The organism is Emticicia sp. GW821-FHT11C11, from assembly GCF_058808615.1.
In genome coordinates, this window is the sequence record NZ_JBXARV010000001.1 from 1,697,420 (window position 1) to 1,722,289 (window position 24,870).

At 40.5% G+C, this 24,870-nt stretch carries 22 protein-coding genes; 14 read left to right on the forward strand and 8 right to left on the reverse strand.

Going from position 1 to position 24,870, the window contains the following annotated elements; all coding sequences use genetic code 11:
- Positions 1-130: 130 nt before the first annotated feature.
- Positions 131-1,372 carry an ABC transporter permease gene (locus AC1RRY_RS07255; RefSeq protein ID WP_492816955.1) on the forward strand — a complete coding sequence of 414 codons (1,242 nt, stop codon included), beginning with the start codon at positions 131-133 and terminating at the stop codon, positions 1,370-1,372.
- Between the two features lie 168 nt (positions 1,373-1,540).
- Positions 1,541-1,906 carry a DUF2304 domain-containing protein gene (locus AC1RRY_RS07260; protein ID WP_492816953.1) on the forward strand — a complete coding sequence of 122 codons (366 nt, stop codon included), beginning with the start codon at positions 1,541-1,543 and terminating at the stop codon, positions 1,904-1,906.
- A gap of 72 nt (positions 1,907-1,978) precedes the next feature.
- Here AC1RRY_RS07260 and secG read toward each other — a convergent pair whose 3' ends face one another.
- From secG to AC1RRY_RS07275, 3 genes are all read right to left on the reverse strand, one after another.
- Positions 1,979-2,335 carry a preprotein translocase subunit SecG gene (gene secG, locus AC1RRY_RS07265; RefSeq protein ID WP_492816951.1) on the reverse strand — a complete coding sequence of 119 codons (357 nt, stop codon included), beginning with the start codon at positions 2,333-2,335 and terminating at the stop codon, positions 1,979-1,981.
- 56 nt (positions 2,336-2,391) lie between these two features.
- A complete protein-coding gene (locus AC1RRY_RS07270) occupies positions 2,392-3,054 on the reverse strand; it encodes a DUF8458 domain-containing protein (protein WP_492816949.1) in 663 nt (220 codons plus the stop codon).
- A 181-nt stretch (positions 3,055-3,235) separates the two neighbouring features.
- Positions 3,236-4,180, reverse strand: coding sequence for a malate dehydrogenase (locus AC1RRY_RS07275; RefSeq protein WP_492816947.1), 945 nt, complete (start codon positions 4,178-4,180; stop codon positions 3,236-3,238).
- A 348-nt stretch (positions 4,181-4,528) separates the two neighbouring features.
- Here AC1RRY_RS07275 and AC1RRY_RS07280 point away from each other — a divergent pair, with 348 nt between their 5' ends.
- The 3 genes from AC1RRY_RS07280 (at position 4,529) to AC1RRY_RS07290 (ending at position 6,028) form a co-directional block, all read left to right on the forward strand.
- A complete protein-coding gene (locus AC1RRY_RS07280; RefSeq protein ID WP_492816945.1) occupies positions 4,529-4,960 on the forward strand; it encodes a YkvA family protein in 432 nt (143 codons plus the stop codon).
- A 92-nt stretch (positions 4,961-5,052) separates the two neighbouring features.
- Positions 5,053-5,229 (forward strand): Sec-independent protein translocase subunit TatA/TatB, encoded by a 177-nt coding sequence (locus AC1RRY_RS07285; protein ID WP_101728451.1) that lies wholly within the window; start codon positions 5,053-5,055, stop codon positions 5,227-5,229.
- Between the two features lie 508 nt (positions 5,230-5,737).
- Complete coding sequence (locus tag AC1RRY_RS07290; protein WP_492816942.1) at positions 5,738-6,028, forward strand: hypothetical protein; 291 nt, start codon at positions 5,738-5,740, stop codon at positions 6,026-6,028.
- A gap of 55 nt (positions 6,029-6,083) precedes the next feature.
- Here the strand turns inward: AC1RRY_RS07290 and AC1RRY_RS07295 are convergent, their stop codons facing one another.
- Positions 6,084-6,698 carry an IMPACT family protein gene (locus tag AC1RRY_RS07295; RefSeq protein ID WP_492816940.1) on the reverse strand — a complete coding sequence of 205 codons (615 nt, stop codon included), beginning with the start codon at positions 6,696-6,698 and terminating at the stop codon, positions 6,084-6,086.
- Positions 6,699-6,867: 169 nt separating this feature from the next.
- Here AC1RRY_RS07295 and clpB point away from each other — a divergent pair, with 169 nt between their 5' ends.
- Positions 6,868-9,486 (forward strand): ATP-dependent chaperone ClpB, encoded by a 2,619-nt coding sequence (clpB, locus tag AC1RRY_RS07300; protein ID WP_492816938.1) that lies wholly within the window; start codon positions 6,868-6,870, stop codon positions 9,484-9,486.
- 84 nt (positions 9,487-9,570) lie between these two features.
- Here clpB and AC1RRY_RS07305 read toward each other — a convergent pair whose 3' ends face one another.
- Positions 9,571-10,548 (reverse strand): bifunctional helix-turn-helix transcriptional regulator/GNAT family N-acetyltransferase, encoded by a 978-nt coding sequence (locus tag AC1RRY_RS07305; protein WP_492816936.1) that lies wholly within the window; start codon positions 10,546-10,548, stop codon positions 9,571-9,573.
- 85 nt (positions 10,549-10,633) lie between these two features.
- Here AC1RRY_RS07305 and AC1RRY_RS07310 point away from each other — a divergent pair, with 85 nt between their 5' ends.
- Positions 10,634-11,149, forward strand: a complete 516-nt coding sequence (locus AC1RRY_RS07310; RefSeq protein WP_492816934.1) for a GNAT family N-acetyltransferase — start codon at positions 10,634-10,636, stop codon at positions 11,147-11,149.
- Here the strand turns inward: AC1RRY_RS07310 and AC1RRY_RS07315 are convergent.
- Together AC1RRY_RS07315 and AC1RRY_RS07320 are read right to left on the reverse strand one after the other, a co-directional pair.
- On the reverse strand, positions 11,146-11,718 hold the full coding sequence (locus AC1RRY_RS07315) for a pentapeptide repeat-containing protein (RefSeq protein ID WP_492816932.1): 573 nt from the start codon (positions 11,716-11,718) through the stop codon (positions 11,146-11,148). The two genes, AC1RRY_RS07310 and AC1RRY_RS07315, sit on opposite strands and share 4 nt — an antisense overlap.
- Before the next feature lie 3 nt (positions 11,719-11,721).
- The gene (locus tag AC1RRY_RS07320) at positions 11,722-12,468 is read right to left on the reverse strand and encodes a TrmH family RNA methyltransferase (protein ID WP_492816930.1); all 747 of its coding nucleotides are present in this window, start codon (positions 12,466-12,468) and stop codon (positions 11,722-11,724) included.
- Between the two features lie 13 nt (positions 12,469-12,481).
- On the opposite strand from AC1RRY_RS07320, the gene tamL reads away from it, so the two are divergent.
- Positions 12,482-14,989: a translocation and assembly module lipoprotein TamL gene (tamL, locus tag AC1RRY_RS07325; RefSeq protein WP_492816928.1), complete on the forward strand. Its 2,508-nt coding sequence runs from the start codon at positions 12,482-12,484 to the stop codon at positions 14,987-14,989.
- Here the strand turns inward: tamL and AC1RRY_RS07330 are convergent, their stop codons facing one another.
- Complete coding sequence (locus AC1RRY_RS07330; protein WP_492816926.1) at positions 14,990-16,306, reverse strand: gluconate:H+ symporter; 1,317 nt, start codon at positions 16,304-16,306, stop codon at positions 14,990-14,992.
- A 226-nt stretch (positions 16,307-16,532) separates the two neighbouring features.
- Here AC1RRY_RS07330 and miaB point away from each other — a divergent pair, with 226 nt between their 5' ends.
- The 6 genes from miaB (at position 16,533) to AC1RRY_RS07360 (ending at position 24,850) form a co-directional block, all read left to right on the forward strand.
- On the forward strand, positions 16,533-17,981 hold the full coding sequence (miaB, locus tag AC1RRY_RS07335) for a tRNA (N6-isopentenyl adenosine(37)-C2)-methylthiotransferase MiaB (RefSeq protein ID WP_492816924.1): 1,449 nt from the start codon (positions 16,533-16,535) through the stop codon (positions 17,979-17,981).
- Positions 17,982-17,988: 7 nt separating this feature from the next.
- Entirely contained in the window at positions 17,989-19,302 is a 1,314-nt protein-coding gene (locus AC1RRY_RS07340) for a sigma-54 interaction domain-containing protein (protein WP_492816922.1), read from the forward strand.
- Positions 19,295-19,834 carry an LptE family protein gene (locus AC1RRY_RS07345; RefSeq protein ID WP_492816920.1) on the forward strand — a complete coding sequence of 180 codons (540 nt, stop codon included), beginning with the start codon at positions 19,295-19,297 and terminating at the stop codon, positions 19,832-19,834. The genes AC1RRY_RS07340 and AC1RRY_RS07345 overlap by 8 nt, the downstream gene beginning before the upstream one ends.
- A gap of 171 nt (positions 19,835-20,005) precedes the next feature.
- Positions 20,006-22,849, forward strand: a complete 2,844-nt coding sequence (carB, locus tag AC1RRY_RS07350) for a carbamoyl-phosphate synthase large subunit (RefSeq protein ID WP_492816918.1) — start codon at positions 20,006-20,008, stop codon at positions 22,847-22,849.
- Between the two features lie 39 nt (positions 22,850-22,888).
- A complete protein-coding gene (locus AC1RRY_RS07355; protein ID WP_492816916.1) occupies positions 22,889-24,028 on the forward strand; it encodes an aminopeptidase in 1,140 nt (379 codons plus the stop codon).
- Between the two features lie 42 nt (positions 24,029-24,070).
- Entirely contained in the window at positions 24,071-24,850 is a 780-nt protein-coding gene (locus AC1RRY_RS07360; RefSeq protein WP_492816914.1) for a DUF3108 domain-containing protein, read from the forward strand.
- Positions 24,851-24,870 lie beyond the last annotated feature (20 nt).

Genomic DNA, 24,870 nt, shown 5'->3' on the forward strand with positions numbered 1-24,870 from the left:
ATAATGATAAACGGCTGATTCAGTTATCTCATTGGTTTGCTGGTTTCAAAACTCTTATTGAACTTTGTAATTGTAACGTCTGGTAGAAATATCGGCATGCATCTCTCCAAAAACTCAAGCAGTTTGTTCAATGAATTTACAAGAAAATGTTCGCGAGGGGCTTCGGTCTATAAAAGGTAATATGCTTCGCACAGTGCTTACGGCACTTATTATTGCTATAGGTATTACCTCATTGGTAGGGATTCTGACAGCTATAGATGGCATGCAGAGTTCGGTTGATAATAGTTTTGCCGGGCTGGGAGCCAACTCATTTGATATTCTTGGCCCAAGACCATGGCGCCGTAGAAACGGCGGAGTAGAGGAGAAGGATTTTCCGCCGATTGATTACCGTCAGGCAAAATTGTATAAAGAGCTGTTTCAGGGCAAGACATCGGCCACTATCAGTATTTATACGAATGTGGCAGGAGCCGCACAGTTGAAATACAAATCAATCAAGACGAATCCGAATACTATGATTCGCGGTATTGATGAGGATTTCCTGACCATTAAAGGATATAAACTACAGGCGGGGAGAGATATCAATAAAAATGACATTGATTTTACCAATAATGTAGTGATTCTCGGAAATGAACTTTCTGCCTTACTCTTCCCGAAAGAGAATCCGATAGATAAAGATATTACGCTTCTCGGATTAAGATTTAAAGTGATTGGTGTGATGGAGAAAAAAGGGAGTATCAATGGCGGTGGCGACGACAGGGTGGCTCTTGTGCCTCTTGAAACCGGGAGACAAATTGCCGGAAACAGGAAGCTGACATTTGATATCACTACTTCGGTGCAGAATGTATCGGATATGGATTATATCATGGGTGAAGCTGAAGCTGTGATGCGCAGGGTAAGAAAAGACCCTGTTAGCAAACCTAAATCTTTTGAAATGGAGCGGTCGGATGCTTTGGCCAAAGATTTTGAAGAAGTAACGGGTTATCTGCGGGTTGGCGGATTTGGTATTGGTATCATTACATTATTAGGTGCTTCTATTGCGCTTATGAATATCATGATGGTATCGGTGACCGAGCGGACCCGGGAAATAGGTATCAGAAAAGCAATTGGAGCCACGCCGTTCAAGATTCGTTTGCAGTTTTTAATGGAGGCCGTTGTGATATGTATTTTAGGCGGGATTGGGGGCATCATTCTGGGGATATCAGTCGGAAATGTGATAGCCTCACTCATTAGCGATAAAAGCAGCTTTATTGTGCCCTGGGGATGGATGACCATGGGGATTATTGTGTGCGTGGTAGTAGGTATTATTTCGGGTATTTATCCGGCATATAAAGCTTCGAAACTTGATCCTATAGAATCGTTGAGATACGAATAATTAAAAGAAGTAACGTAACGGATTAGCTGCTGAATCCACCTTCATAAGGTTTGAAAAATTAATATACAGGCATTATTTCAGCCCCGATTATTTATTTTGCTACATTTACTTAGTTGTTTTACAAACAGCTAAGTAAATGTTTTTTTATACTACACCCTGTCATGTTCTATGGCCAGAATCCAGATTATTACCATCATCATTAATTTTGCATTTCTGTTATCTATTGCCTATCTGGTTTTAAAGGGCAAACTAAGAGAAGAATACGCCATTGTCTGGTTGATTTGTACGGTTTTGCTGGGGGTTTTTTCGATCTGGCGTGATGGACTTGAAGTGTTAGCCAGATTATTCGGCGTGTATGAGGCGCCAAACCTTGTTTTTACAGGATTCATCTTCCTGATACTGATTTATCTGTTGCATCTGTCAATAGTCAATTCAAAATTGCAAAAGAGCGTAACGAAGCTGACACAGGAAATTGCCTTGCTAAAGCAGGAAAATGAAGAGAAGGCGAAGAGAGATTTGAAGGACGAAAATTGAAATAGCTTATCTGAAACGCATAAAAAAAGTCTGATAAACATTGGTTTATCAGACTTTTTACTTTATTCAATATTATTTCTGCGGTTGAGCCGGTGTTGTATTGGCTGGTGTCTGAGTTGGAGCAGCCGTCGGTGCCGGAGTTGTTGCCGGGCGAGTCTGTGCTTTTTCAACATTCAAACCATTGTCTTGAACATTACCTGCGGTTTTATCAATGAAAATCCCTGAAACCAAAGCTCCTACAATGATAAAAGTGAAGAATCCCCAGGTAAGTTGTTCCAGAAGATCTCCGGTACGTTGAACCCCAAACATTTGTGAACCAGCACCACTAAATTCGCTTGATATGCCACCACCTTTTGGATTCTGAATTAATATGATTAAAACTAATAAAATGGCAACAATAACCATCAAAACTAAGATTGTAGTGTACATTTTTTCAATTAAAATTAACTATGAACAATGATTTATTCTGAAACAGAGCCTCTTACTCAAAGAGTCTTCTTTTGTAATTCCGCTATTTTTTCTGCAAAGTAAGTATTTTTTTCGGGATTTTTTGCAATAAGTTTATGATAAACTTCTATTGCTTGCGAGAAACGACCCTGACGCGATAAAATTTTGGCATAGCTTTCGGTCAGGAGCGGACCTTTCAGTGTGGTGCTCACCTCACTTAGGTCTTCCGCTTCGTAGCCTGACACCGTAGTGCGAATAGGTTGGATACGAGGCTCTTTTTTTATAAACTGCTCAATAATAGCCAGTTGCTCGTCCTGTATGTTTCTTAAAGCGGGTTTGGCGATAGATTCAATTAATTCTTCTTCGAGTTTTTCCCGGTTCAGTTCTTCCTCTATCGAATCGTGTGTGAATTTTGCCTCAACAGGCGTTTCGTTTATCCGAACGGCTGAAGTGAAATTCCAGTCCATGTCATCTTCAATTACTTTTCTGAGTGCATTTCTGCTTGAAGCATAAATAGCTGCTTTGCGGATGGCATCATGAGCAATCTCCGGAGCTTTGATGTAAATGCCTTTGGCAATCATGGTATAGCCCAATTGAAAATACGGATACTTTTTGGTAGCATTTTCAAGAAACATGGTGTCGTTCAGGCTCAATGACTGCGGATTGCTGAGGAGGTCTATAAAGTTATTTTTATCAAGCATCGGAATGCACCATTAATAAGGTCTTGGGCGTTTGAATCCTGTCTTTGAGATTCTTAGTCAAATGTAAAAATAAAACGGCAAATCTTAGCAGATATGATAGATAATTTGCCCATAGAAAAGAGAATCTCGCAGTGGTTACACTGCGAGATTCTGCAATCTTTTAATTTTTTATGATACTATATCAGATACTTAGCGTACTCAATACATTATTCATGTTTCTTACAGCATCGGCTGATTTTGCAAATGCTTCCTGCTCTTCTCTGTTCAGGCGGTAGTTAACGATTTTTTCCCAACCGTTTCTGCCTAAAACTACAGGCACACCTAAGCAAATATCTTTTTGTCCGTATTCTCCGTTCAGAGATACCGATGCAGGCACAATACGTTTTTCGTCACGGATAATAGCCTCTACCATTGAACACGAAGCTATACCCGGTGCATACCATGCTGATGTACCTAATAAGCCTGTTAGCGTAGCACCACCAACCATTGTATCGGCAGCTACTTTAGCAAGTGCTTCTTTTGATAAAGATCTGCTGACAGGGATACCATTCCATGTAGCCAGACGGGTAAGCGGAATCATGGTTGTATCACCGTGACCACCGATTACGTTAGCATGCAAATCGCCTTGAGAAACACCCATGGCTTGTGACAGATAATAACGGAAACGCGATGAGTCAAGCGCGCCGCCCATACCGATTACACGTTTTTTGTTAACTCCCAACGATTGAGCTACCTGCAAAGCAAGGTAAGTCATGGTATCCATCGGGTTAGATACAATCAATAAGATTGCTTTTGGAGAATAGGTAAGGATCTGCGTCACTACTCCTTTCACAATACCTGCATTGATACCGATCAACTCTTCGCGAGTCATGCCCGGTTTACGAGGTAAGCCTGAGGTGATCACTACAACGTCAGATTTAGCTGTTTTGGCGTAATCGTTTGTAGAGCCGATGATTTTAGTGTCAAACCCTTCTAAAGAGGCAGTTTGCATTAAATCCATAGCTTTTCCTTCGGCTACTCCTTGTTTGATATCTAATAATACTACTTCATCGACAATCTGCTTGCGAGCGATGTTATCGGCAGTGGTTGCTCCTACAGCACCTGCACCAACTACGGTTACTTTCATTGTGGTAATTATACCCCTAATTTGCTCTGTAAAAAGCTAGTTTGGTTAGAAACATATCATGCCTTGGGGTAAAATTTAGCAACATGAAGTTTCATAAATATGTTAAAAAATGAATGTAATAAGGTAACTTAATTGCCGTCAATTGCGTATAAATACATATGTTTTTAAAATACCTGTTCGGTACGCGTACCCAATAAAGGACGATTAAGAAATTTTGCTCAAATTTATTGGACAAAACTAATATAATACAAGGTTTTTAAGCGTTTTTTTTGTATTTTTTCTTAGAGCCTTATCTTTTTTAACAATTAATACGTTTATTAACCGTATAATAGCTATTTTAAACCCTGCATGGCATCAGATACCAACCAATTGCTTTCAAAAGTGCTGGAATCAGCATTTTATAAAACTGCGTTAAGAAAAGCACCAAGACTCGCAAGAAATGCGCATAGCTTGCTTAAACTTTTAAGAGTGGCGCTTGTCAAAGTACAGAGTCTGGGTGTGGGCACCACGGTAGACATCTTGCGCGATAAAATTGTATTGTTGGGTGGCTTGCTGAAAGCATATGCCACAGGCGAATATAGAAATATAGAGATTCAGAATCTCCTGAAAGTGATAGCCGGGTTTGTCTATTTTATATCACCAATAGATTTACTGCCGGATATGTTGCCTTTTGTCGGACTAACCGACGACGTCGCTTTGCTGATGTTTATTATTACAAGTATCGGCAATGAAATTGAGAAATTTGAACAGTGGAAAAAGAAGGTGCCGCAATCTGAGTAATGGATTTTAAGTGCAATTTAATTTTTTAATTGTTCTGATTTCGTTTATATTTGTGTTAAATTAATTGTTGAAAACTTTAAACTTATTACATCATGTTTGGTCTTGGAACAACTGAGATGGTTTTGATTTTGGTCGTTGTCCTATTCTTCTTCGGAGCGAAAAAACTTCCTGAGTTGGCTCGTGGTTTAGGAAAAGGTATCCGTGAATTCAAAGATGCTTCTCGTGAAGTAAAAGAAAATATCGAAAAGGCTGCGACTGAAGAGAAATAAGAATTTCTTTCATTCGGCCCTAATCCATAAAACAATAGCATTCTTGTTATGACATGAAATGCTATTGTTTTTTTATTTTATGCTGTTTCTATTCTCCGTTTTATATTCGGGTCAATAAATGCCCCTTTCTCTCTCTCTCATTCGCTTAATTTTCATTCACGTGCTGCTGATTCTTTAAAATGGTAGTTATGCAGGTAATTGGCTGAAAAATAAATGTACACTCAAAGTAATGTAGAAAAAGTTATATTTTTAATCAGTATGTATGATATACTCTTGAAACCTATTTTTCGGGTTTTTTATTTTTTTTGAAGCGAATAAGCCTCTTTTGAATCCTTATTTTGTCTGTTTTGTAAAATATTTATTGTATTATTCTAATATTTAAAAGTACGTAAATAAGAACATTGTCAGAATATTATTTTGTGATATGCAGTAGCGACAAAATTTATTTAAAAATACTTGACACAGACTTAATAAATATTTTACATTTGCATACTTAAACAACAAAATCATGAGAAATAACATAGACAAAGAAACTTATACCTGGACATCTAAAGTATTTATTCTTCTTGGAATCCTACTTTTGATTGTGAATGTCTTCCTGTTTTTCTCGCAGAATCCTTTGCACGCAATGGCTTTTAAATTTGCGAGTGCGGTTATGTTTTTGTTGTTGGCCGTAATGGTGTGGCTAAGACTTGAGTATCTGAAAGTTTTTAAAGTGGCAGTATACAAAGCACGCCGTGTACCTATGTGGGCATCTATCTTTGTATTTGTTGCAGTAGCATTTTCGAGGATCTTCTAACAAACTATAAATTAAATAAGTAAAATTAAGCGGGGCCCTGTGCCTTGCTTTTTTTTTATATGGTTGTTATATATTTAGTTGCAGCGCTATCAATCTTCTCAATTTTTGTAAGTACCTGATTCAAGACAGCCTTTCTTACTTCTGTCGTAAGTGTGCAGCGGTTATCATATACCTGATTACTTATTTTCAATGAGAATTCTTTTATCACCTTCATCACGTCATTCATGAACTCAAAGTCAAAGCTGACTTCATAGATATCATTCACGGTTTTTTCAATCATTTGGGCATCGGCCAGCGCTTCTACCGTAGCCGATTTATAGGCATTAATAAGCCCGGGCACTCCCAGCAGTGTACCTCCAAAATACCTGACTACTACTACCAGCACATTGGTTATATCTTTAGAAAGTAACACATTCAGTATCGGTCTGCCCGCAGAACCTGAGGGTTCGCCATCATCATTGACCCTGAATTGATTCCGGTCTGTGCCCAGGCGATATGCATAACAATGATGATTGGCCTTTGGGTGCAAGCTACGCAGGGTATCTAACTGTTTCTTCACTTCTTGTTCATTACTGATTGGAAAAGCAAAGGCCAGAAACTTACTTCCCCTGTCTTTGAAAAGTCCTTCGGTTGGTTTGTCTATAGTGGTGTAGGTGTCTTCGAAAAGCATGTTGTCAGAATAAGACTTCAAAAATGCTAAAAAACTCAAACAAATACTTAAAATCGGTCGTTTTGTCTTCGTTGTTGGCGCATTTTCTGTGGTTTTTCTGTCAATTTTTCCGAAAACATCCGTTCTGCATACTTTTTGTGAATAGTGGGCTATACGAAATTCTGAAATTATGAACTTTAATCAATATACCATAAAGGCACAGGAGGTTATCCAGAAGGCAGTGCAGATTGCTCAGGGAAACATGCAACAGGCGGTTGAAACCGGCCACTTGCTAAAGGCTGTGTTGGAGGAAGATGCCAATACATCTTCGTTTATTCTGAGCAAGCTGAATGTTAAGCAGGATTTGCTCGTCAGTCGGTTGGAAGACATCGTGAACGGTTATCCGAAAGTAAGCGGCGCACAGGCATATCTGGGAAATGACCTTTCTGCTGCACTGACTAAATCGCAAAGCTATCTGAAAGAATTTAATGATCAGTTTGTCAGTATCGAATTGCTTTATCTGGGTTTATTGTCGGGTAAAGATTCGGTGGCCAACCTGATGAAAGAAACAGGTTTTAAAGAAAAAGAACTAAAATCCACTATACAGGAATTGAGAGGAAAAAACAATCCAGTGAAAGACCAGAACGCAGAAAATACTTATCAAGCCCTTGGGCGTTACAGCAAAAATCTGAATGATTTGGCTCGACAAGGCAAAATCGACCCGGTGATTGGCCGCGACGATGAAATCAGAAGAGTTTTACAGATTTTGTCGCGTCGTACCAAGAATAACCCGATTCTTTTGGGTGAGCCCGGTGTAGGTAAAACAGCCATTGTAGAAGGACTGGCACAAAGAATAGTATCGGGCGATGTGCCTGAAAACCTGAAATCTAAAACCATTGTATCGTTGGATATGGGTTTGTTGATTGCAGGTGCCAAATATAAAGGTGAGTTTGAAGAGCGTCTGAAAGCGGTTATCAAAGAGGTGACTGATTCGGAAGGAGAGATGGTGCTTTTCATTGACGAGATTCATACCCTGATTGGCGCCGGAGCCGGCGGTGAAAGTGCGATGGATGCCGCTAACTTGCTGAAACCAGCCTTGTCGAGAGGGGAGTTGCATACGATTGGTGCAACCACCTTGAGCGAGTATCAGAAATATATTGAAAAAGATAAAGCTCTGGAACGACGTTTTCAAACAGTGATGGTTGATGAGCCTAATGTGCCGGATGCCATTTCGATTCTACGGGGTATTAAAGAAAAATATGAATTGCACCATGGGGTACGTATTCAGGATGATGCGGTGATTGCTGCTGTGGAGCTATCAGACCGATATATATCAGACCGTTTTCTGCCTGATAAAGCCATTGACTTAATGGATGAGGCGGCTTCTAAGTTACGTTTAGAAATGGACTCAATGCCTGAGGAACTGGACGAACTGAATCGCAAGATTATGCAGTTGGAGATTGAGAGAGAGGCGATTCGCAGAGAAAGCAATAAGGATAAAGAGAGCATTCTGAATAAAGAAATTGCCGATTTGAGCGAAAGACGTAATGAACTGAAAGCCAAATGGGAAAATGAAAAAGGGTCTATCAATGAATTGCGTTCGTTGAAAGAGCAAATTGAGCAACTGAAACTGGAAGCTGAACAGGCCGAACGTGCCGGTGATTACGGTAAAGTAGCCGAAATTCGTTACGGTAAGTTGGTAGAAGCCAATAACAGGCTGAACGAAATTCAGAAAGAAGCCAATAATGAGCAGGCTACCTTATTGAATGAGGAAGTTTCGGCAGAGAATATAGCAGAAGTAGTAGCTAAATGGACGGGCATACCTGTAGCCAAAATGCTGCAGAGTGAGCGTGAAAAGTTGCTGCATCTGGAAACGGAATTACACCACAGGGTGGCAGGCCAGGACGAAGCCATACAGGTAGTGGCCGATGCGGTGCGTCGTTCAAGAGCAGGTTTGCAAGACCCTAAACGCCCGATTGGTAGTTTCCTTTTCTTAGGGCCTACCGGGGTTGGTAAAACAGAATTGGCAAAAGCGCTTGCCCAGTATCTATTTAATGACGATAATGCACTGGTCAGAATAGATATGAGTGAATATCAGGAGCGCCATGCCGTAAGCCGTCTGGTGGGAGCCCCTCCGGGATACGTAGGATACGATGAAGGTGGACAATTGACAGAGGCAATCCGTAGAAAACCCTATAGTGTGGTACTTCTTGACGAGATTGAAAAGGCTCACCCCGACGTTTGGAATATTCTGCTGCAGGTATTGGACGAAGGCCGCCTGACCGACAATAAGGGCCGCGTGGCGAATTTCAAGAATACGATTATTATCATGACGTCGAACATGGGAAGTAATATTATTCAGGAGAAATTTGCCGAGAACGAAGGTTGGAATTACCACTTGATTCTGGAGGAAGCAAAAAATGCCGTGCTTGACCAATTGAAAACCTATGTGAGACCGGAGTTCCTGAACCGTATTGATGAGATTGTATTGTTTGAACCGTTGAGCAAACAAAATCTGCAGAAGATTATCGGCATTCAGTTTAAACAGATTCAGGAGCGTATTGCTGAGCAGGGTATAACTTTAGAGGCAACAGAAGAGGTGCTGGCGAAACTCGGAGAAGAAGGTTATGACCCAAGCTTTGGCGCCAGACCTTTGAAGAGAGTGTTGCAACGCAAGATTCTGAATGAACTTTCGAAAGATATACTTGCCGGAAAAGTGCTTAAAGATTCTGTTATCATGATGGAATTGGATAGCAATGGTGAGATAGTCTTTGAAAATGTAGGAAATAGTGCATTTGAGATTGAATAATAGCTAAATGGATTACAGACAAATTGCCGCTGATGTATTTCGGCGGCAATTTTTTTGATTAAATACAGAGTGAAACGCGTTACTTTATAATACGAGTCGGTAAATCTTCAGCTTGATACCTTTAGGAAGCAAATAATTTGCAGGAACTGAATCATTACTGATTAGCTCGAATCCGTTGCGTTCATAGAAGCGATGGGCTGCATGAGTTACCAGAGGAGTATCAAGCAATATTTCTTTTAAATGTTGTTTGCGGGCTTCAGCAAGTAATATTTCGAGTAACTTTTGAGCTAAACCCAGTGTTTTACCTCTGTATTCCTTTTTGATAAACATCTTTCTTAAAACTGCCTGTTCGTGGTTGAGTCTTTCCAACCCAATAGAGCCGATTACCTCATCATTGTTGTTGGTGGCTACCCATAGCCAGTTTCCACGGTCATTATAAAAGGCTTTCAGATTATGTAAATCCGGTTGGCGTTGGGCTGTTAAGCCCAGGTTAAATTCGCCGTTCTGAATACCCAGCACCATTTCTTCTACCTGTGTCTGATATTTTTCTTCGAATAACTTTATATCAATCTTTGGTTGTTTCAATTCCTCAAAAGTTTCATAATACTGGCGTTTGAAATTGTTTTTGTCGAGAAAATCCTCTATTTCCTGCATCGCCAGCAGAATGTTGTGTTCAGAAGCACGAATTATTTTCTCATTGTTTTCTTTAAAACTCACCCACATTTCTTCCAGTTGTGGCAATTGCTGCCAGGCTTTTTCCGTAAGCTTTAAATGCCTTTTCCGCGCATCTGCTCCCGATTTTACTGATATTATCCAACCTGCTTTTTCCATTTCTTTCGCAATCTGAATAACTCCCGGGTGGGTAATATTTAATATTTCGGCAATTTCCATAATTCCTTTCTCGCCTTCTTTGCTCAGCAGATAAAACATAGGGAACCACTTCGACTCAAAGTCAACTCCAGAACTTTTATATATCTCAGAAACCGACTTCATCATGCGGTCGCTTAGTCTTTTTAAACGGCTGCCTAGTGCCAGTGCGCCTAAATCAGATATTAAATCCATCTTATGTAAGTATTTACGTAATTAGTTACGCAAATATTTGGAGAATAATTTTTCTTTGCAAATTTTTGTGAAAAAATAGATAAGCATGCAAATAGTTAATGCCGGGATAAATGATTTAGAAACCTTGATGCGCTTTTATGACAATGCCATTGCTCACCAGAAAGCGGTTAGTAATCTGGTCTGGAAAGGGTTTGATAGGCCTGTGATAATAAAGGAAATAGAGGAAAGCCGCCAATGGAAAATAATGATTGATGGCCAAGTGGCTTGTGTATTTATGACAGCACTGAATGACCCTGACATTTGGGATGAAAAAGACAAAGACGGAGCTGTCTACATCCATCGTATTTGTACCAACCCGGATTTCAGGGGTAGAGGATTTGTGAAAATAATTACCGACTGGGCAATCGGCTTTGCACGAAACAACCGACTAGACTATGTGCGATTGGATACCTGGCAGGATAATGCCCGGCTGCATGAAATCTATATTAATGCCGGATTTGCCTATGTAGGCAAAAAGTTGGTTGACGCTTCCGGAAATTTACCTAAACACTATTGGGGTGTTACTCTCGGATTATTTGAAATCAGCATCAATAAGTCTTAGCTGATAACAATGCCGTATTTTTCTAACAAACCGGCTAAGCCTTGTGCAGAAAATCTTGCCTTTTTCATTTTGTTGCGCTCGGGGTCAATGGAGTAATTATAAGCCGAACGAAAATCCGCTTTTTCGAGGTTGGTATTACCGAAAACGGCTCTGGTTAAATCACAATTTTCAAAAACGGCCGTATTCAAATCAGCATCTGAGAAATCGACTTCGTGCAATACACAATCCTTGAATATTGTTTTTTTAAGGTTTAGGCCTAGAAAGGTTGAGAGGTTGAGCTGGCAATTCTGAAAGCCCACCTCAAAAAGAAAAGGATTGCACTGGTCGAAATGCACACCCAGCAATTTGCAGTCTATAAATTTTGCATTTTTAAATGAAGTTCCTCTGGTATGCGCCATACTCAGGTTGCAGTCTTTAAAAACGCATTCGGAAAAAATGTAAGTAGAAAGATGTATCTCAGCAAAATTGCAGTTACTGAACTTACAGTCTTCATATTCACCTTTGGGTAAAGGATTAAGTTTAAAATCAATTTTTTCGAAGGATTTACCCTCAAAATAGTTGGTGCTCATAGATTATTGATGGGTTCGCATTAAATTGTCAAGTACAATGGCAGTTGCTATGCCTACGTTTAAAGACTCCGCCTGTCCGAATCGGGGAATCGTCACCTTATCAGTTACAAATTGCTCCACATTTTCACCGATACCGTTAGACTCATTGCCCAACACGATATATCCGGACTCTGGAAATGAAAACTGATGGATATTGGCACTGTTTAAAAAAGTACCAATTACAGCAGGCTTATTTTTTTGTTGGCCAAAATATTCATTCAGATTTGTGTAAAAGGTTCGTACACGTGTAAATGATCCCATAGAAGCTGCAACTACTTTCGGGTTATAGAAATCAACAGTTGTGTCTGAACAAACTATTTTTTTGATACCGTACCAGTCAGCAATGCGAATAATTGTACCAAGATTACCCGGGTCGCGTATGTCGTCGAGCACCAGAACAAATTCATTGGCAAGGATCTCTAACGATTCGTTAGGTCTCATTCTGGCAACGCCCACGGCCGCATCATTGCTTTGCAGGGTGCTTATTTTCTCTAATTCTGCTTGAGAAATTTGCTCTGCTGATATTTTTTCGAGTTTTTTTTCGTTTTCATCAAAGAATTTAGATGTGCAAAGCAGCAACTCAATCTCGAAATCAGAGTCGAGCAGTTCCAGCACACTTTTAGCGCCTTCTACTAAAAAAACCTGGTGTTCTTGCCGATATTTTTTGATTTGTAAGGATTGAACGTATTTTTGTTGTTGCTTAGAAAACATACCCGAATAATTTATGCGTTTTTATAATTTATCGTCAAGACATAAACGAACTCCAAAAGCCTCAGGAAATGTCTTGTCTGATAAAGTAAAATTTCTGCCTTTGCTTTTTATATTGCTAATTTCTTGTTCAAGAGAAGTTCAGCTGGCACCTGACGAATACCGTTTACATGCTCTGACGTTCAAAGGTAATAAACAAATTTCAACTGAGGAATTAGAGTACCTCATTCCTCCTACACAAAAGCCAAACCGCCGCCCATTTAATTTACCAGTAACACCTTATGTTGGATTATATAATCTGGGAAAAGCTTTTTATAGCGAGCAGAAAATTAAAGGTCGCCTTGACCGATGGGAAAATAGATTGAAGGCTTTGCCCAATCCGGTTAATTTTGATATTGAAGTAGAAAAAAAGCGAAAGCGATATCAACGCAAAATAGCGATATATAGAGACAGGCTCGAAACCAAAGAAAACTGGTGGATGAAAAATGTGGGTGAACCTCCGGCCAAAATTACCGAAGCGGCTATCAGGCATACTTCAGATAACATTGAGAAATACATTTATAATAAAGGTTTTTTTGACAACAAGGTTAGTTATCAGATTGATTCGGTCTCAAATAAAAGAGGTATTAAACTGACGTATCAGGTCGAAGAAAAAAATGCTTACTACATAGATACGGTTACTTATGCTATTGAAGATACAAGGGTAGACAGCATCTTAAAAGTATCAACACACACGCGGTTAATAAAAAGTGGTGAGCGGATTGACATGAACAACATAACCCTTGAAAAAGGAAGAATAGAATTGCTTCTGAAAGACGAAGGGTACTATAACTTTGTAGCTAAAAATTCGATCGCTGCCGAAATTGATACGACTGACTACGTCAAGCGTAACTATAAAGTCAATGTAAAAATACTTGTCCGGAATCCTCCGTTCAGAAACCAGCATGAACAATTCAGGTTCGACTCGGTATACTTTGTTTCTGCTGACCCTTCAAACGAACCTGTTGCAGGAGGAGATACTACCAAGGCAACTTATAATGGGATCAGTTATACTTTTATTGGAAAAAGATTCCCAACCCGGCTGCTTGATAAAAAAATTCTGATCAGGCAGGACCAGCTCTTCAGAATCTCTATGGTAAACGAAACAAATCGCCAGTTGTACGGTTTAGACCAGTTTGCTTTTGCCAACATCCGCTTTACGCAATTGCCTGATAACCGCTTACGCACCGAAATTATAGCACCTACTAACCCTAAGTATACAGCCTCTTATAATTTTGATGTCAATAACATTAACGGGATTCTGGGTGGGGGTGCCAATGTGTCTCTGAGAGCCAGAAACTTGCTGAGTGCATTGGAAACCACTGAGTTGGGGCTACGAGCGAATCTGGAAGGACAACCGGGACTAGATACTACCGTGCAACGCAGCCGGGAGCTGGGAGCGAATCTTGCATTTAATTTTCCGAAGATTATTTTCTTTAACAGGGTTGCCAATCTGCTTAGTCTGAAAAGTCCGCGCACGCAGGTGGCTTTAAGTTATAATAACTCTTCGCAACAATTGTATCGCCGGCAGGTGTTCCGACTAACTGGCAACTACTCATGGTTGAAGTCGAAATATGAAACCATTCAGATTTCTCCGTTTGATATTAACCTGATAAACACTCCATACAAAAGCCATGCTTTTGACTCGATTCTTACTTCAGAATCATTGAGAGGAAACAACCTGAAAGTATTGTTTGACCCTCAGTTTGTGTCGAGTATCAGTGGAAGTTATATATTTAATAATCAGGTGCAGGGGAAAAACATCAGTGCCAAATACCTGAGAATTTTTGTGGAATCGGGCGGTACGGCTATTAATTTCTTTCCAGACAGAAACAAAATCAGATTCATAGATCAGCTATTCCCGATTGATACGAATCAAAGAGCCTATTTCAGGTTTTTAAAAGTAAATATTGACTTCAGAAGATATCTCCCCATCAATTCCCGAGACTCATGGGCTTATCGCATTAATCTGGGTGTGGCGCATCCTTATGGCGATAATCAGGCACTACCTTTTGAGAAGAACTTCTTTATTGGCGGACCAAACAGCCTCAGAGCCTGGCGGCCAAGGGCTTTGGGGCCTGGGTCGGCGCAGGGTGTTACGGTGGGAAATAGATTTTTCCAGCAACCGGGTGATATTCTGTTGGAAGGAAGTATTGAATACAGAAAATTTATGTTCCGGTTTATCGGTAACTGGAATGCGGGCTTCTTCATAGATGCCGGGAACGTCTGGAAATGGTACCAGATTAACTCTAAACATAACGAAGCCAATTTTGATTGGGGACGATTCTACAAAGAATTTGCAGTGGGCACAGGCGCGGGTATCCGTCTTGACCTCGATTATTTCATAGCCCGTTTTGACTGGGGAGTGAAAGTGATAGATCCATCGAGAGCCGTGGGCGATAGGTTTGTGCTCGACAAAACAAGATTTGGCAGAAGTAACGAATATTATCCGGTCTTCCATTTTGCCATTGGTTATCCGTTTTAATTAACCAATGAAGGCATTTAATGCCAGTACACCCGCTAAACCTGACACAGAAACCAGGGTTTCCATTACTGACCATGTTTTCAGGGTCTCGGACATTGATAATTGAAAATACTCCCGGAAAAGCCAGAAACCTGCATCATTCACATGTGAAAACATCATACTGCCCGCACCGATGCTCAAAACCATCAGATGGGGCTCTGTATGCGAAGTAGCCAGTAAAGGCGCAACAAATCCTGCCGTAGTGATACCTGAAACTGTGGATGACCCAACCGCCACACGGATAATAGCTGCCATGCCCCACGCCAGAACCAAAGGATGTAACGATGAAGCCTGCATCATGTTGGCAATTGACTGGCTCACACCACCATCAGTCAGCACCTGTTTTAAAGCCCCGGCACCTCCGAAAATCAGAAATAACATGGCCACTTCTTTGATGGAGTCTCCTAAAAGATTGGTTACTTCTGCCATTTTTTTATTCTGCTTAATACCCAAAAAGTAGGCGGCGAATAAAACTGAGATAAACATACTCACAATAGGGTCTCCAATAAAAACGATGGTATTGGCTATAAAAGAATCCTTCGGAAAGTAGGAGGTAAGTATTGTTGAAAGGCTGATTAGTAAAATAGGTAAAAGAACTGAAATAAAACTAATGAATGTAGAAGGCATTTCGTGTTCTTGTAAATCAGGGGCAATAAATGCTTTATTGGGTAGGGTAACGTATTTTTTCACGGTAGCACCAAATAAAGCTCCTGAAACCAGAATGGCCGGTATAGCCACAATGATACCATAGAAAAGGGTAAGCCCCATATCTACATTAAATTGTTTGACTAACGCCAGCGGAGCAGGGTGAGGTGGCAGATACCCCTGTGTAACAGAAAGCGAAGCCAACATGGGCAGACCAATATAAACAGCGGGTAGTTTGTAACGATAGGAAACCGTAATAACCAGTGGAGCCAGCAACATAAAACCGACTGAATAAAAAAGAGGCAGACCGACGATGAATCCGGTGATCATGAATGCCCAGCGGACATACCCCGTGCCAATGATTTCCATCATTTTTACGGATATTCTCTGAGCTGCACCACTCTGCGCCACGAGTTTTCCGAGCATGGCCCCTAAGGCAATAATTGATACGATTGAGCCCAATGTACTACCTATACCTTGCTGCACGGCCGTTAAAATTTGTGCGGGTGCCATTTGAAGCGCCAGACCAACTCCTAAAGAAACCACCAGAAAAGAGAGAAAAGTATGCAGTTTGAAATAGGAGATGAGCAATATGAGTACAACAAGCCCAATAACGGTAATGAGCAAAGGCATAGAGCAATAGTTTAAAGGTTGAATAGCAGGCAAAATACAAAGGATTATTCAAATTAGATAGAGGGGAAATCGCTATAAAGCGATTTAACATAAATTATTTCTTTTATTGCTGACAATCTGTCAGTATTATCTTAATTTTGTGTCTGAATTAAGCAACGCTTCTGATAAGCACCAGAACTTTATTTTTATCAGCAGAGTTGTGATTAATAAATCAAGGTTAGCAATCATGGAATTAGTAACAGGCAAATTAGAGATTCTGAAAGAAGAAGATAAGAAAGATTTAGACATGGCTCGCATCAGTGTAGATGAAGACGGCGAGAACAAACGCAAACTGTATATTGAGAGTTACGGATGCCAGATGAATTTTGCAGACAGCGAAATTGTGGCGTCTATCTTAAGAGAAAACGGATTTGCCACTACGTCTAAAATCGAAGAAGCCGAATTGATTCTGCTGAATACCTGTGCCATTCGTGAAAATGCCGAGCAAAAGGTGAGGAATCGGCTGCAGCATTTAGTGCCCATGAAGAAAAAGCACAACAACGTGAAGATTGGTGTGCTGGGTTGTATGGCAGAGCGGCTGAAAACTAAGTTTCTGGAAGAAGAAAAAATAGTGGATATGGTAGTAGGACCGGATGCCTACCGTGACTTACCTAACCTGATTAATGAAGTAGAAGATGGCCGTAAGGCTGTTAATGTGTTTCTATCAAGAGAAGAAACCTATGCAGATATTACACCAATCCGTCTGGATTCAAACGGGGTTACAGCGTTTATCAGCATTATGCGTGGGTGCGACAACATGTGCAGCTTTTGCGTGGTGCCATTTACCCGTGGACGTGAACGCAGCCGTGATCCGTTCTCTATCGTAAAAGAGGCAACAGACTTGTTTGAACGTGGTTATAGAGAAGTGACACTATTAGGACAAAACGTAGACTCGTACAAATGGAAAGGAACAGAAGAGAATCAGACTGAAACCACAATCACTTTTGCTGATTTGCTGGAAATGGTAGCTCTGGTTCACCCTGACCTACGCGTGCGTTTTTCTACTTCACATCCAAAAGATATTACCGACGAGGTGCTCTATACCATGAAAAAGTATGAGAACATCTGTAAGTATATTCACTTACCTGCACAAAGTGGTAGCAGTCGTATGCTTGAACTCATGAACCGTACCTATGACCGTGAGTGGTATATGGGCAAAATAGAAAGAATACGTGAGATACTGGGTGTGGAATGCGGTATTTCTCAAGACATGATTACCGGGTTCTGCACTGAAACGGAAGAAGATCATCAGGATACACTTTCATTGATGGATTTTGTGAAATACGATTACGGCTACATGTTTGCCTATTCCGAAAGACCCAACACACCGGCTGCCAAAAAACTGGTTGATGATATACCTGCTGAGGTGAAAAGCCGTCGCCTGACAGAAGTTATTAACAAGCAGCAGAAACATTCGCTGGAACGTAATCAGATGGCCATTGGTAAAGTGCATAAAGTGCTGGTTGAGGGTTTCTCAAAACGCTCGGCAGAACAGCTTTGCGGTAGAAATGACCAGAACAAAATGATTGTTTTCCCGAAAGAAAATTTTAAAAAAGGAGACTACGTAAATGTGCTCGTGACCGAATGTACTGCAGCTACTTTGATTGGAAAAGCAGTAGAGGAAGTTTTAGCTTAGAATTATAATGACCAACAACGCAGAAATACAATCAGTCAAGAATCGTTTTGGAATAATTGGTAATGCTCCGGCATTAAACTATGCATTGAGCATAGCCATACAGGTTGCGCCAACCGATTTAACTGTACTGATAACCGGAGAGAGTGGGAGTGGAAAAGAATCTTTCTCAAAAATTATCCATGCGCTCAGCACACGCAAGCATGGCCCTTTCATTGCCATTAACTGTGGCGCAATACCCGAAGGGACCATAGATTCAGAGTTATTCGGTCACGTAAAAGGCTCGTTTACAGGAGCCATTGATGACCGCAAAGGGTATTTTGAGACTACTAATTCAGGTACCATATTTTTAGATGAAATAGCTGAGTTACCCATTGGTACACAGGCACGCTTGCTTCGTGTATTGGAGAACGGAGAGTTTATTCCGGTGGGGTCGTCAAAGGTAAAGAAAACCGATGTACGCGTAGTGGCTGCTACAAATGTAAATCTGATTGAAGCGGTAGAGAGAGGCAAGTTCAGAGAAGATTTATATTACCGCTTGAATACAGTACCTATTTATGTACCACCGCTTAGGGAGAGAGGCTACGATATTGATTTGCTGTTCAGAAAGTTCTCAGCCGATTTTGCAGATAAGAATCATATTCAGCCCATTGAACTGACAGATAGCGCCACGCAATTACTGATGAGTTTCCGGTTTCCCGGTAATATACGTCAGTTGAAGAATATTGCCGAGCAAATTACCATTCTTGAAACGGAGAGACTGGTTTCTGCTGAGGTGCTGGCCAAATACCTCCCGCGTGAACAAGCCAGTGGATTACCAGCCTTGCTGAAAGGTATGAACGGCGGAAACGATGGTGGTGTTTCAGAAAGAGATTTGCTGTATAAAGTCCTTTTTGATATGCGGAAAGACATGACCGATCTTAAGAAACTGGTGTTGTCATTAATGCAGGGAGGGCAGATTAATCCGGAGATGATGAAACAGCACAGTGAACTGTTTAACGGCATTAATCAGGATGATAACGTGTCATTAGTGCCTCAAACAGTGTATAGCCCTATTCCTGCGACTCCTTACCAGTCTTACCAGCCTGTTGATAACGATGGCTTCATCAAGATAGACGAAATCCAGGATGATAGGAATAATATAGAAGATATTTCGCACGAAACACAGGAAGATTCGTTTTCATTGGAGAAGCAGGAGAAAGAAATGATAATTAAAGCTCTTAAAAAGAACGGATTTAAGCGTAAGTATGCAGCAGCCGATCTGGGTATTTCAGAACGAACGCTTTATAGAAAAATCAAGCAATATGATATTGAAGATGAATAACAACGGAAACATAAAAAGAACCCGGTTCAGGACTATATTGATTTTGTCTGGTTTTCTTGTTTTATCCTTATTGATAGGTTCGTGCAAAATCTATTCGTTTACCAGTGCGAAGGTGTCAGCCGACCTGAAAACAATCACGATTCAGAATTTTGTAATGAATACTGCCGGAGGGCCCGCTAACCTGACACTCACTTTTACCGAGAAACTAAAAGAGTATTATCAGCGTAACACCGACCTGAAATTAAAACCTACCGATGGAGATTTATTTCTGGAAGGGTCTATTATAGGTTATGAGTTAACACCTGTTGCCGCTACAGCAAGCGATAAAGCAGCCATGAACAGACTTACGATCAGGGTAGAGGTAAGATTTGTCAATACAAAGAATGAAGACGAAAATTTTGAGAAAGAATTTTCCTTTTATCAGGACTTCGCACAAGAGCAAACTTTAGCTCAGGTTGAGGGTTCTCTGGTGCCTAAAATTCTTGATCAATTGGTATTAAATATCTTCAACGATACCGCTGCCCAATGGTAGTGCCGGTATCCGGTAATTATTTCAAATCCGTTAATGTGATTAAGTTTAATAAGATATTTTTGCTTTTTAGTTGCATTTTTCTAAGTTATTTCTGATGCATCTTCGATAAAATCAAAATTCTGTACTAACTTTGTTCTTCGATTAACGAATCGAAACCCCTTCACAGAAAAAATGCCAAAAAATTCCAATCTTAAGTCAGTTCTTATCATAGGCTCAGGCCCAATTATTATAGGTCAGGCGTGCGAATTCGATTACTCAGGCTCACAAGCAGCAAGGTCATTAAAGGAAGAAGGTATTGAGGTAAGTTTGATTAATTCAAACCCTGCTACAATCATGACCGATCCGATCAACGCCGACTACGTTTATCTAAAACCACTCGAGAAAAAATCAATCGTTGAAATTCTGGAAAAACACAAGGCAATGGGTAAACCTATTGACGCTGTTTTACCAACCATGGGCGGCCAGACGGCACTCAACCTGGCAATTGATTGTGATAAAGGTGGGGTCTGGAAAAAATACAATGTTCAGATTATTGGTGTTGATATAAAGGCTATTGAAACTACCGAAGACCGTGAGAAGTTCCGCTTGAAAATGCTGGAACTCGGCGTGGGCGTTTGTAAAGGACGTACAGCCCGTTCGTTTCTGGAAGGTAAAGAGATTGCCCAGGAGATAGGCTTCCCGCTGGTTATTCGTCCGTCTTTCACACTGGGTGGTACCGGTGGTGGGTTTGTACATAATCCGGAAGACTTCGATAAAGCGCTTAACCACGGTTTGCATGCTTCGCCGGTGCATGAAGTACTGGTAGAACAATCTATCATGGGTTGGAAAGAATACGAGTTAGAGCTGCTTCGCGATAACAAAGGCAATATTGTAATCATCTGTACTATCGAGAACTTCGACCCGATGGGTATCCATACCGGCGACTCGATAACCGTAGCTCCGGCTATGACCTTGCCTGACACCATTTATCAGAAAATGCGCGACATGGCCATTAAGATGATGAACGGTATCGGTCAGTTTGCAGGTGGTTGTAACGTGCAGTTCTCACTACACCCTGATACAGACGAAATCATTGCCATAGAAATTAATCCGCGTGTTAGCCGTTCGTCTGCACTGGCATCTAAAGCAACCGGGTATCCGATTGCCAAAATTGCCGCTAAAATGGCGATTGGTTACAATCTGGATGAACTCATTAATCCGATTACAGGTAGCACGTCGGCATTCTTTGAGCCTGCCATTGACTACGTAATCGTGAAAGTTCCTCGTTGGAATTTCGATAAATTCCCTGGTTCTGACCGCTCATTAGGGCTGCAGATGAAATCTGTAGGTGAAACCATGGGTATTGGCCGTAATTTCCAGGAAGCCCTTCAAAAGGCCTGTCAGTCGCTTGAAATCCGAAGAAACGGATTAGGTGCTGATGGAAAGGAATTGAGAGATCAGGAAGCCCTGAAGAAATCATTGGCGAACCCGTCATGGAATCGTCTTTTCCATATTTACGATGCCTTCAAAGCAGGGCTTTCGTTCAAAACCATACAGAATCTTACGAAGATAGATAAGTGGTTCTTACGCCAGATTGAAGAATTGATTCTGTTAGAGAAAGACATTGAGAAATTTACAATCGACGACCTGCCCAAAGACTTACTGCTTACTGCAAAGCAAAAAGGCTATGTAGACCGCCAGATTGCGCATCTTTTGAATTGTAAAGAAAGCCAGGTATTTAGTAAAAGAAACGAACTGGGCATTAAACGCGTATACAAATGTGTTGACACCTGTTCGGCAGAGTTTGAGGCTAAAACACCTTATTACTACTCAACCTTTAACGCCAATCAGGAGAACCCTGACAACGAATCGGTACGTTCAGATAAAAAGAAAGTATTGGTGTTGGGTTCAGGCCCTAACCGTATCGGACAAGGCATTGAGTTCGACTACTCTTGCGTGCACGGTGTATTGGCAGCAAAAGAATGTGGTTATGAAACCATCATGCTGAACTGTAATCCTGAGACGGTTTCTACTGATCCTGATATTTCGGATAAGTTATACTTCGAACCTGTTTTCTGGGAACACGTATACGACCTGATTCTGCATGAAAAACCTGAAGGTGTGATTGTGCAGCTGGGGGGACAAACGGCCCTTAAAATGGCAGAGAAACTCACTAAATACGGAATTAAAATAATTGGTACTTCTTATGATGCCCTTGACCTGGCTGAAGACAGAGGTAGATTCTCTGAGCGTCTGAGAGAATTAGATGTACCTTATCCGTTGTTTGATACGGTTCGTTCAGCCGACAAAGCAGTTGAGGTGTCACGTGAGCTTGGTTTCCCACTGTTGGTGCGCCCTAGCTATGTATTGGGTGGGCAGAGCATGAAAATTGTGATTAACGAGCAGGAACTGGAGCAACACGTAGTGAAGATTCTGAACGATATTCCTGATAACAACATTCTGATTGACCATTTCCTTGAAAATGCGATCGAAGCAGAGGCTGATGCGATTTGCGACGGTAAAGATGTATACATCATCGGTATTATGGAACACATAGAACCGGCAGGTATCCATTCGGGTGACTCTTATGCCTTGCTGCCACCGTTCGATTTAAGCGAAAATGTAATTAAACAGATTGAAGAATATACCAGAAAGATTGCCGTTGGCTTGAATACAGTGGGATTAATTAACATACAGTTTGCGATTAAAGATGAAAAGGTATATGTAATTGAAGCCAACCCGAGAGCCTCACGTACAGTACCGTTTATCTGTAAAGCGTATCGCGAGCCCTATGTGAATTACGCAACAAAGGTGATGCTGGGTGAGAAAAAAGTGAAAGACTTTAAATTCAAACCTTACAAGAAAGGATACGCCATCAAGATACCGGTGTTCTCGTTCAATAAATTCCCGAATGTGAATAAGGAACTCGGCCCTGAAATGAAATCGACCGGTGAAGGTATTTATTTCATTAAGGACTTAACAGACGATTTCTTCCTGAAAGTTTATGCAGAAAGAAACCTGTATTTGAGCAGATAATATTTAATAATTGTTAATAATAAAGCCATTCTGAACAGAGTGGCTTTTATTTTTGTTTCAAATACAATCGGAAGTTTTTCTTTAAAAAGGAAACGGTCGTTCAACAGAGATATTTATATGTGGCTAAGTGTCAAAAGATTTATCAAGTATTTTTTTCTTTTAGTCTTCGTAATTGTTTTAGGATTCGTTGCGTTTAATTTCGATGCCACTTTATATGGTTTCCGGCAGGCAAAAGGGCAGTTGAAAGTGATGTTCAATACCCGATCGGTGACTGAGGTAATGGCCGATAAGAGTTTTCCAGACTCATTAAAAAAACGAATTGAATTGATTCAGGAAATTAAAAAATTTGCTGTTGATTCTCTGGGTCTGAATCCTTCGAAAAACTATACATCCTTTTACGACCAGCAGGGTAAACCTATTTTGTGGGTAATGACTGCCTGTGAACCCTTTGCTTTGAAAGCAAAAAAATGGCATTTCCCGATTATAGGTACTTTCAGCTATAAAGGATATTTTGAAAAAACTCTGGCAGATGCAGAGATTACAGAATTAAAGAAAGAGGGGCTTGATACGCAACTGAATGAAGTTTCTGCCTGGAGTACGCTGGGCTATCTAAAAGACCCGATTCTGAGTTCGATGCTTTATCATTCTGATGGAAGGCTGGCGGCATTGATTATTCATGAATTAACACATGGAACACTTTTTGTAAAGAATAATCTGGAGTTTAACGAGAATCTGGCCGATTTTATCGGCGACTACGGAGCTATCAGATTTCTTGCCTATAAATTCGGCAAAGATTCTGAAGAACTGAAAAGATACAGGTTTTCGAAGAAATACAGCGATGCATACAGCAATCACCTGCTAAGAGGTGCTAAAAAGCTGGATAGTCTTTACAGCGGTTTTAATAAGAACGTTACTACCGGACAAAAGACACGATTGAAATTAGATTTGATAAGCAAAATAATGACTTCTGCAGATACGTTGATGAAAGGTGAAATAAAACCACTGAGGCGAAAGCCAAGGCCCATTGCCGAGATAAATAATGCATATTTTATAGCATATATGACCTATCAGAGTAAGCAGAATCAATTTGAAGAAGAGTTTCAGGCAAAGTTCAATAAAGACTTTAAGAAGTATCTGATTTACCTTAAAAGTAAATATTCGGGCAGCCTGGTATTTTAGCAACACACACATTTTTTGTATTTGAAAACAGGGATGAAATACATGGTAAAAATATGGCTTGTCGGTTTTGTAATCATTACCTCTTCATTTGTGGTAGGTGATTCTTACCGCTTTGTGCCTAATACGAGCTTTAAAGCAGGGGAATATTTTGAATATAAAGTTAAGTTTGGCATATTGCCCGTAGGTGAGGCAACTGTGGAAGTTAGTCCGCAAATCTATTCTGTCAATAATAGGGCGTGTTTCAGGGTAAATGTGTTCGGGCGTACTACCGGCCTTACTGATATTTTTCATGTCAGAAACACCTATCGTACTTATTTGGATACGGCAGCCATCCTGCCACAGAAATTCCTGATGAGCCTGCAGGAAAACAATTATAAAAAAGACCAGGTAATACTTTTCGACCATTCTGACAATTCTGCTACAAGAGAACAGAATAACGAGAAAAAATCTTTTAATCTACCTAATAATATTCAGGATGTGGTATCGGGTTATTATTTTCTTCGTATCATCGATTTTTCAAGAATGAAAATCGGCGAGACAGTAGAGGCGCCTATGTTTTTTGATGATGAAATCTACAACATGAAAATAAAATATAATGGCAGAGGCGTGGTGAAAACGAAATTCGGTAAAATTGATGTGATAAAATTGACACCTATTTTGCCTAAAAATGAAATGTTTAAAGGGGAAGATGCCATAAAGATATGGGTGTCGGATGATAGAAACCGGGTGCCGATACGAATTGAAATTGCGTTTCCTATTGGTGCTGCCAGTATGGAAATGAAGGGATATAAAAATAACAGATACACTTTTGACTGGAGATAAAATAGTTGCCATGACAATTA

Excerpts from the sequence above, each read along its gene's own strand:
- AC1RRY_RS07340 (WP_492816922.1), top strand. The coding sequence starts at position 17,989 with ATGACCAACAACGCAGAAATACAATCAGTCAAGAATCGTTTTGGAATA.
- AC1RRY_RS07345 (WP_492816920.1), top strand. The coding sequence starts at position 19,295 with ATGAATAACAACGGAAACATAAAAAGAACCCGGTTCAGGACTATATTG.
- carB (WP_492816918.1), top strand. The coding sequence starts at position 20,006 with ATGCCAAAAAATTCCAATCTTAAGTCAGTTCTTATCATAGGCTCAGGC.
- secG (WP_492816951.1), bottom strand. The coding sequence starts at position 2,335 with ATGTACACTACAATCTTAGTTTTGATGGTTATTGTTGCCATTTTATTA.
- AC1RRY_RS07275 (WP_492816947.1), bottom strand. The coding sequence starts at position 4,180 with ATGAAAGTAACCGTAGTTGGTGCAGGTGCTGTAGGAGCAACCACTGCC.
- AC1RRY_RS07280 (WP_492816945.1), top strand. The coding sequence starts at position 4,529 with ATGGCATCAGATACCAACCAATTGCTTTCAAAAGTGCTGGAATCAGCA.
- AC1RRY_RS07310 (WP_492816934.1), top strand. The coding sequence starts at position 10,634 with ATGCAAATAGTTAATGCCGGGATAAATGATTTAGAAACCTTGATGCGC.
- AC1RRY_RS07285 (WP_101728451.1), top strand. The coding sequence starts at position 5,053 with ATGTTTGGTCTTGGAACAACTGAGATGGTTTTGATTTTGGTCGTTGTC.
- AC1RRY_RS07290 (WP_492816942.1), top strand. The coding sequence starts at position 5,738 with ATGAGAAATAACATAGACAAAGAAACTTATACCTGGACATCTAAAGTA.
- AC1RRY_RS07330 (WP_492816926.1), bottom strand. The coding sequence starts at position 16,306 with ATGCCTTTGCTCATTACCGTTATTGGGCTTGTTGTACTCATATTGCTC.
- tamL (WP_492816928.1), top strand. The coding sequence starts at position 12,482 with ATGCGTTTTTATAATTTATCGTCAAGACATAAACGAACTCCAAAAGCC.
- AC1RRY_RS07305 (WP_492816936.1), bottom strand. The coding sequence starts at position 10,548 with ATGGATTTAATATCTGATTTAGGCGCACTGGCACTAGGCAGCCGTTTA.
- AC1RRY_RS07255 (WP_492816955.1), top strand. The coding sequence starts at position 131 with ATGAATTTACAAGAAAATGTTCGCGAGGGGCTTCGGTCTATAAAAGGT.
- AC1RRY_RS07320 (WP_492816930.1), bottom strand. The coding sequence starts at position 12,468 with ATGTTTTCTAAGCAACAACAAAAATACGTTCAATCCTTACAAATCAAA.
- AC1RRY_RS07270 (WP_492816949.1), bottom strand. The coding sequence starts at position 3,054 with ATGCTTGATAAAAATAACTTTATAGACCTCCTCAGCAATCCGCAGTCA.
- miaB (WP_492816924.1), top strand. The coding sequence starts at position 16,533 with ATGGAATTAGTAACAGGCAAATTAGAGATTCTGAAAGAAGAAGATAAG.
- AC1RRY_RS07315 (WP_492816932.1), bottom strand. The coding sequence starts at position 11,718 with ATGAGCACCAACTATTTTGAGGGTAAATCCTTCGAAAAAATTGATTTT.
- clpB (WP_492816938.1), top strand. The coding sequence starts at position 6,868 with ATGAACTTTAATCAATATACCATAAAGGCACAGGAGGTTATCCAGAAG.
- AC1RRY_RS07295 (WP_492816940.1), bottom strand. The coding sequence starts at position 6,698 with ATGCTTTTCGAAGACACCTACACCACTATAGACAAACCAACCGAAGGA.
- AC1RRY_RS07360 (WP_492816914.1), top strand. The coding sequence starts at position 24,071 with ATGGTAAAAATATGGCTTGTCGGTTTTGTAATCATTACCTCTTCATTT.
- AC1RRY_RS07260 (WP_492816953.1), top strand. The coding sequence starts at position 1,541 with ATGGCCAGAATCCAGATTATTACCATCATCATTAATTTTGCATTTCTG.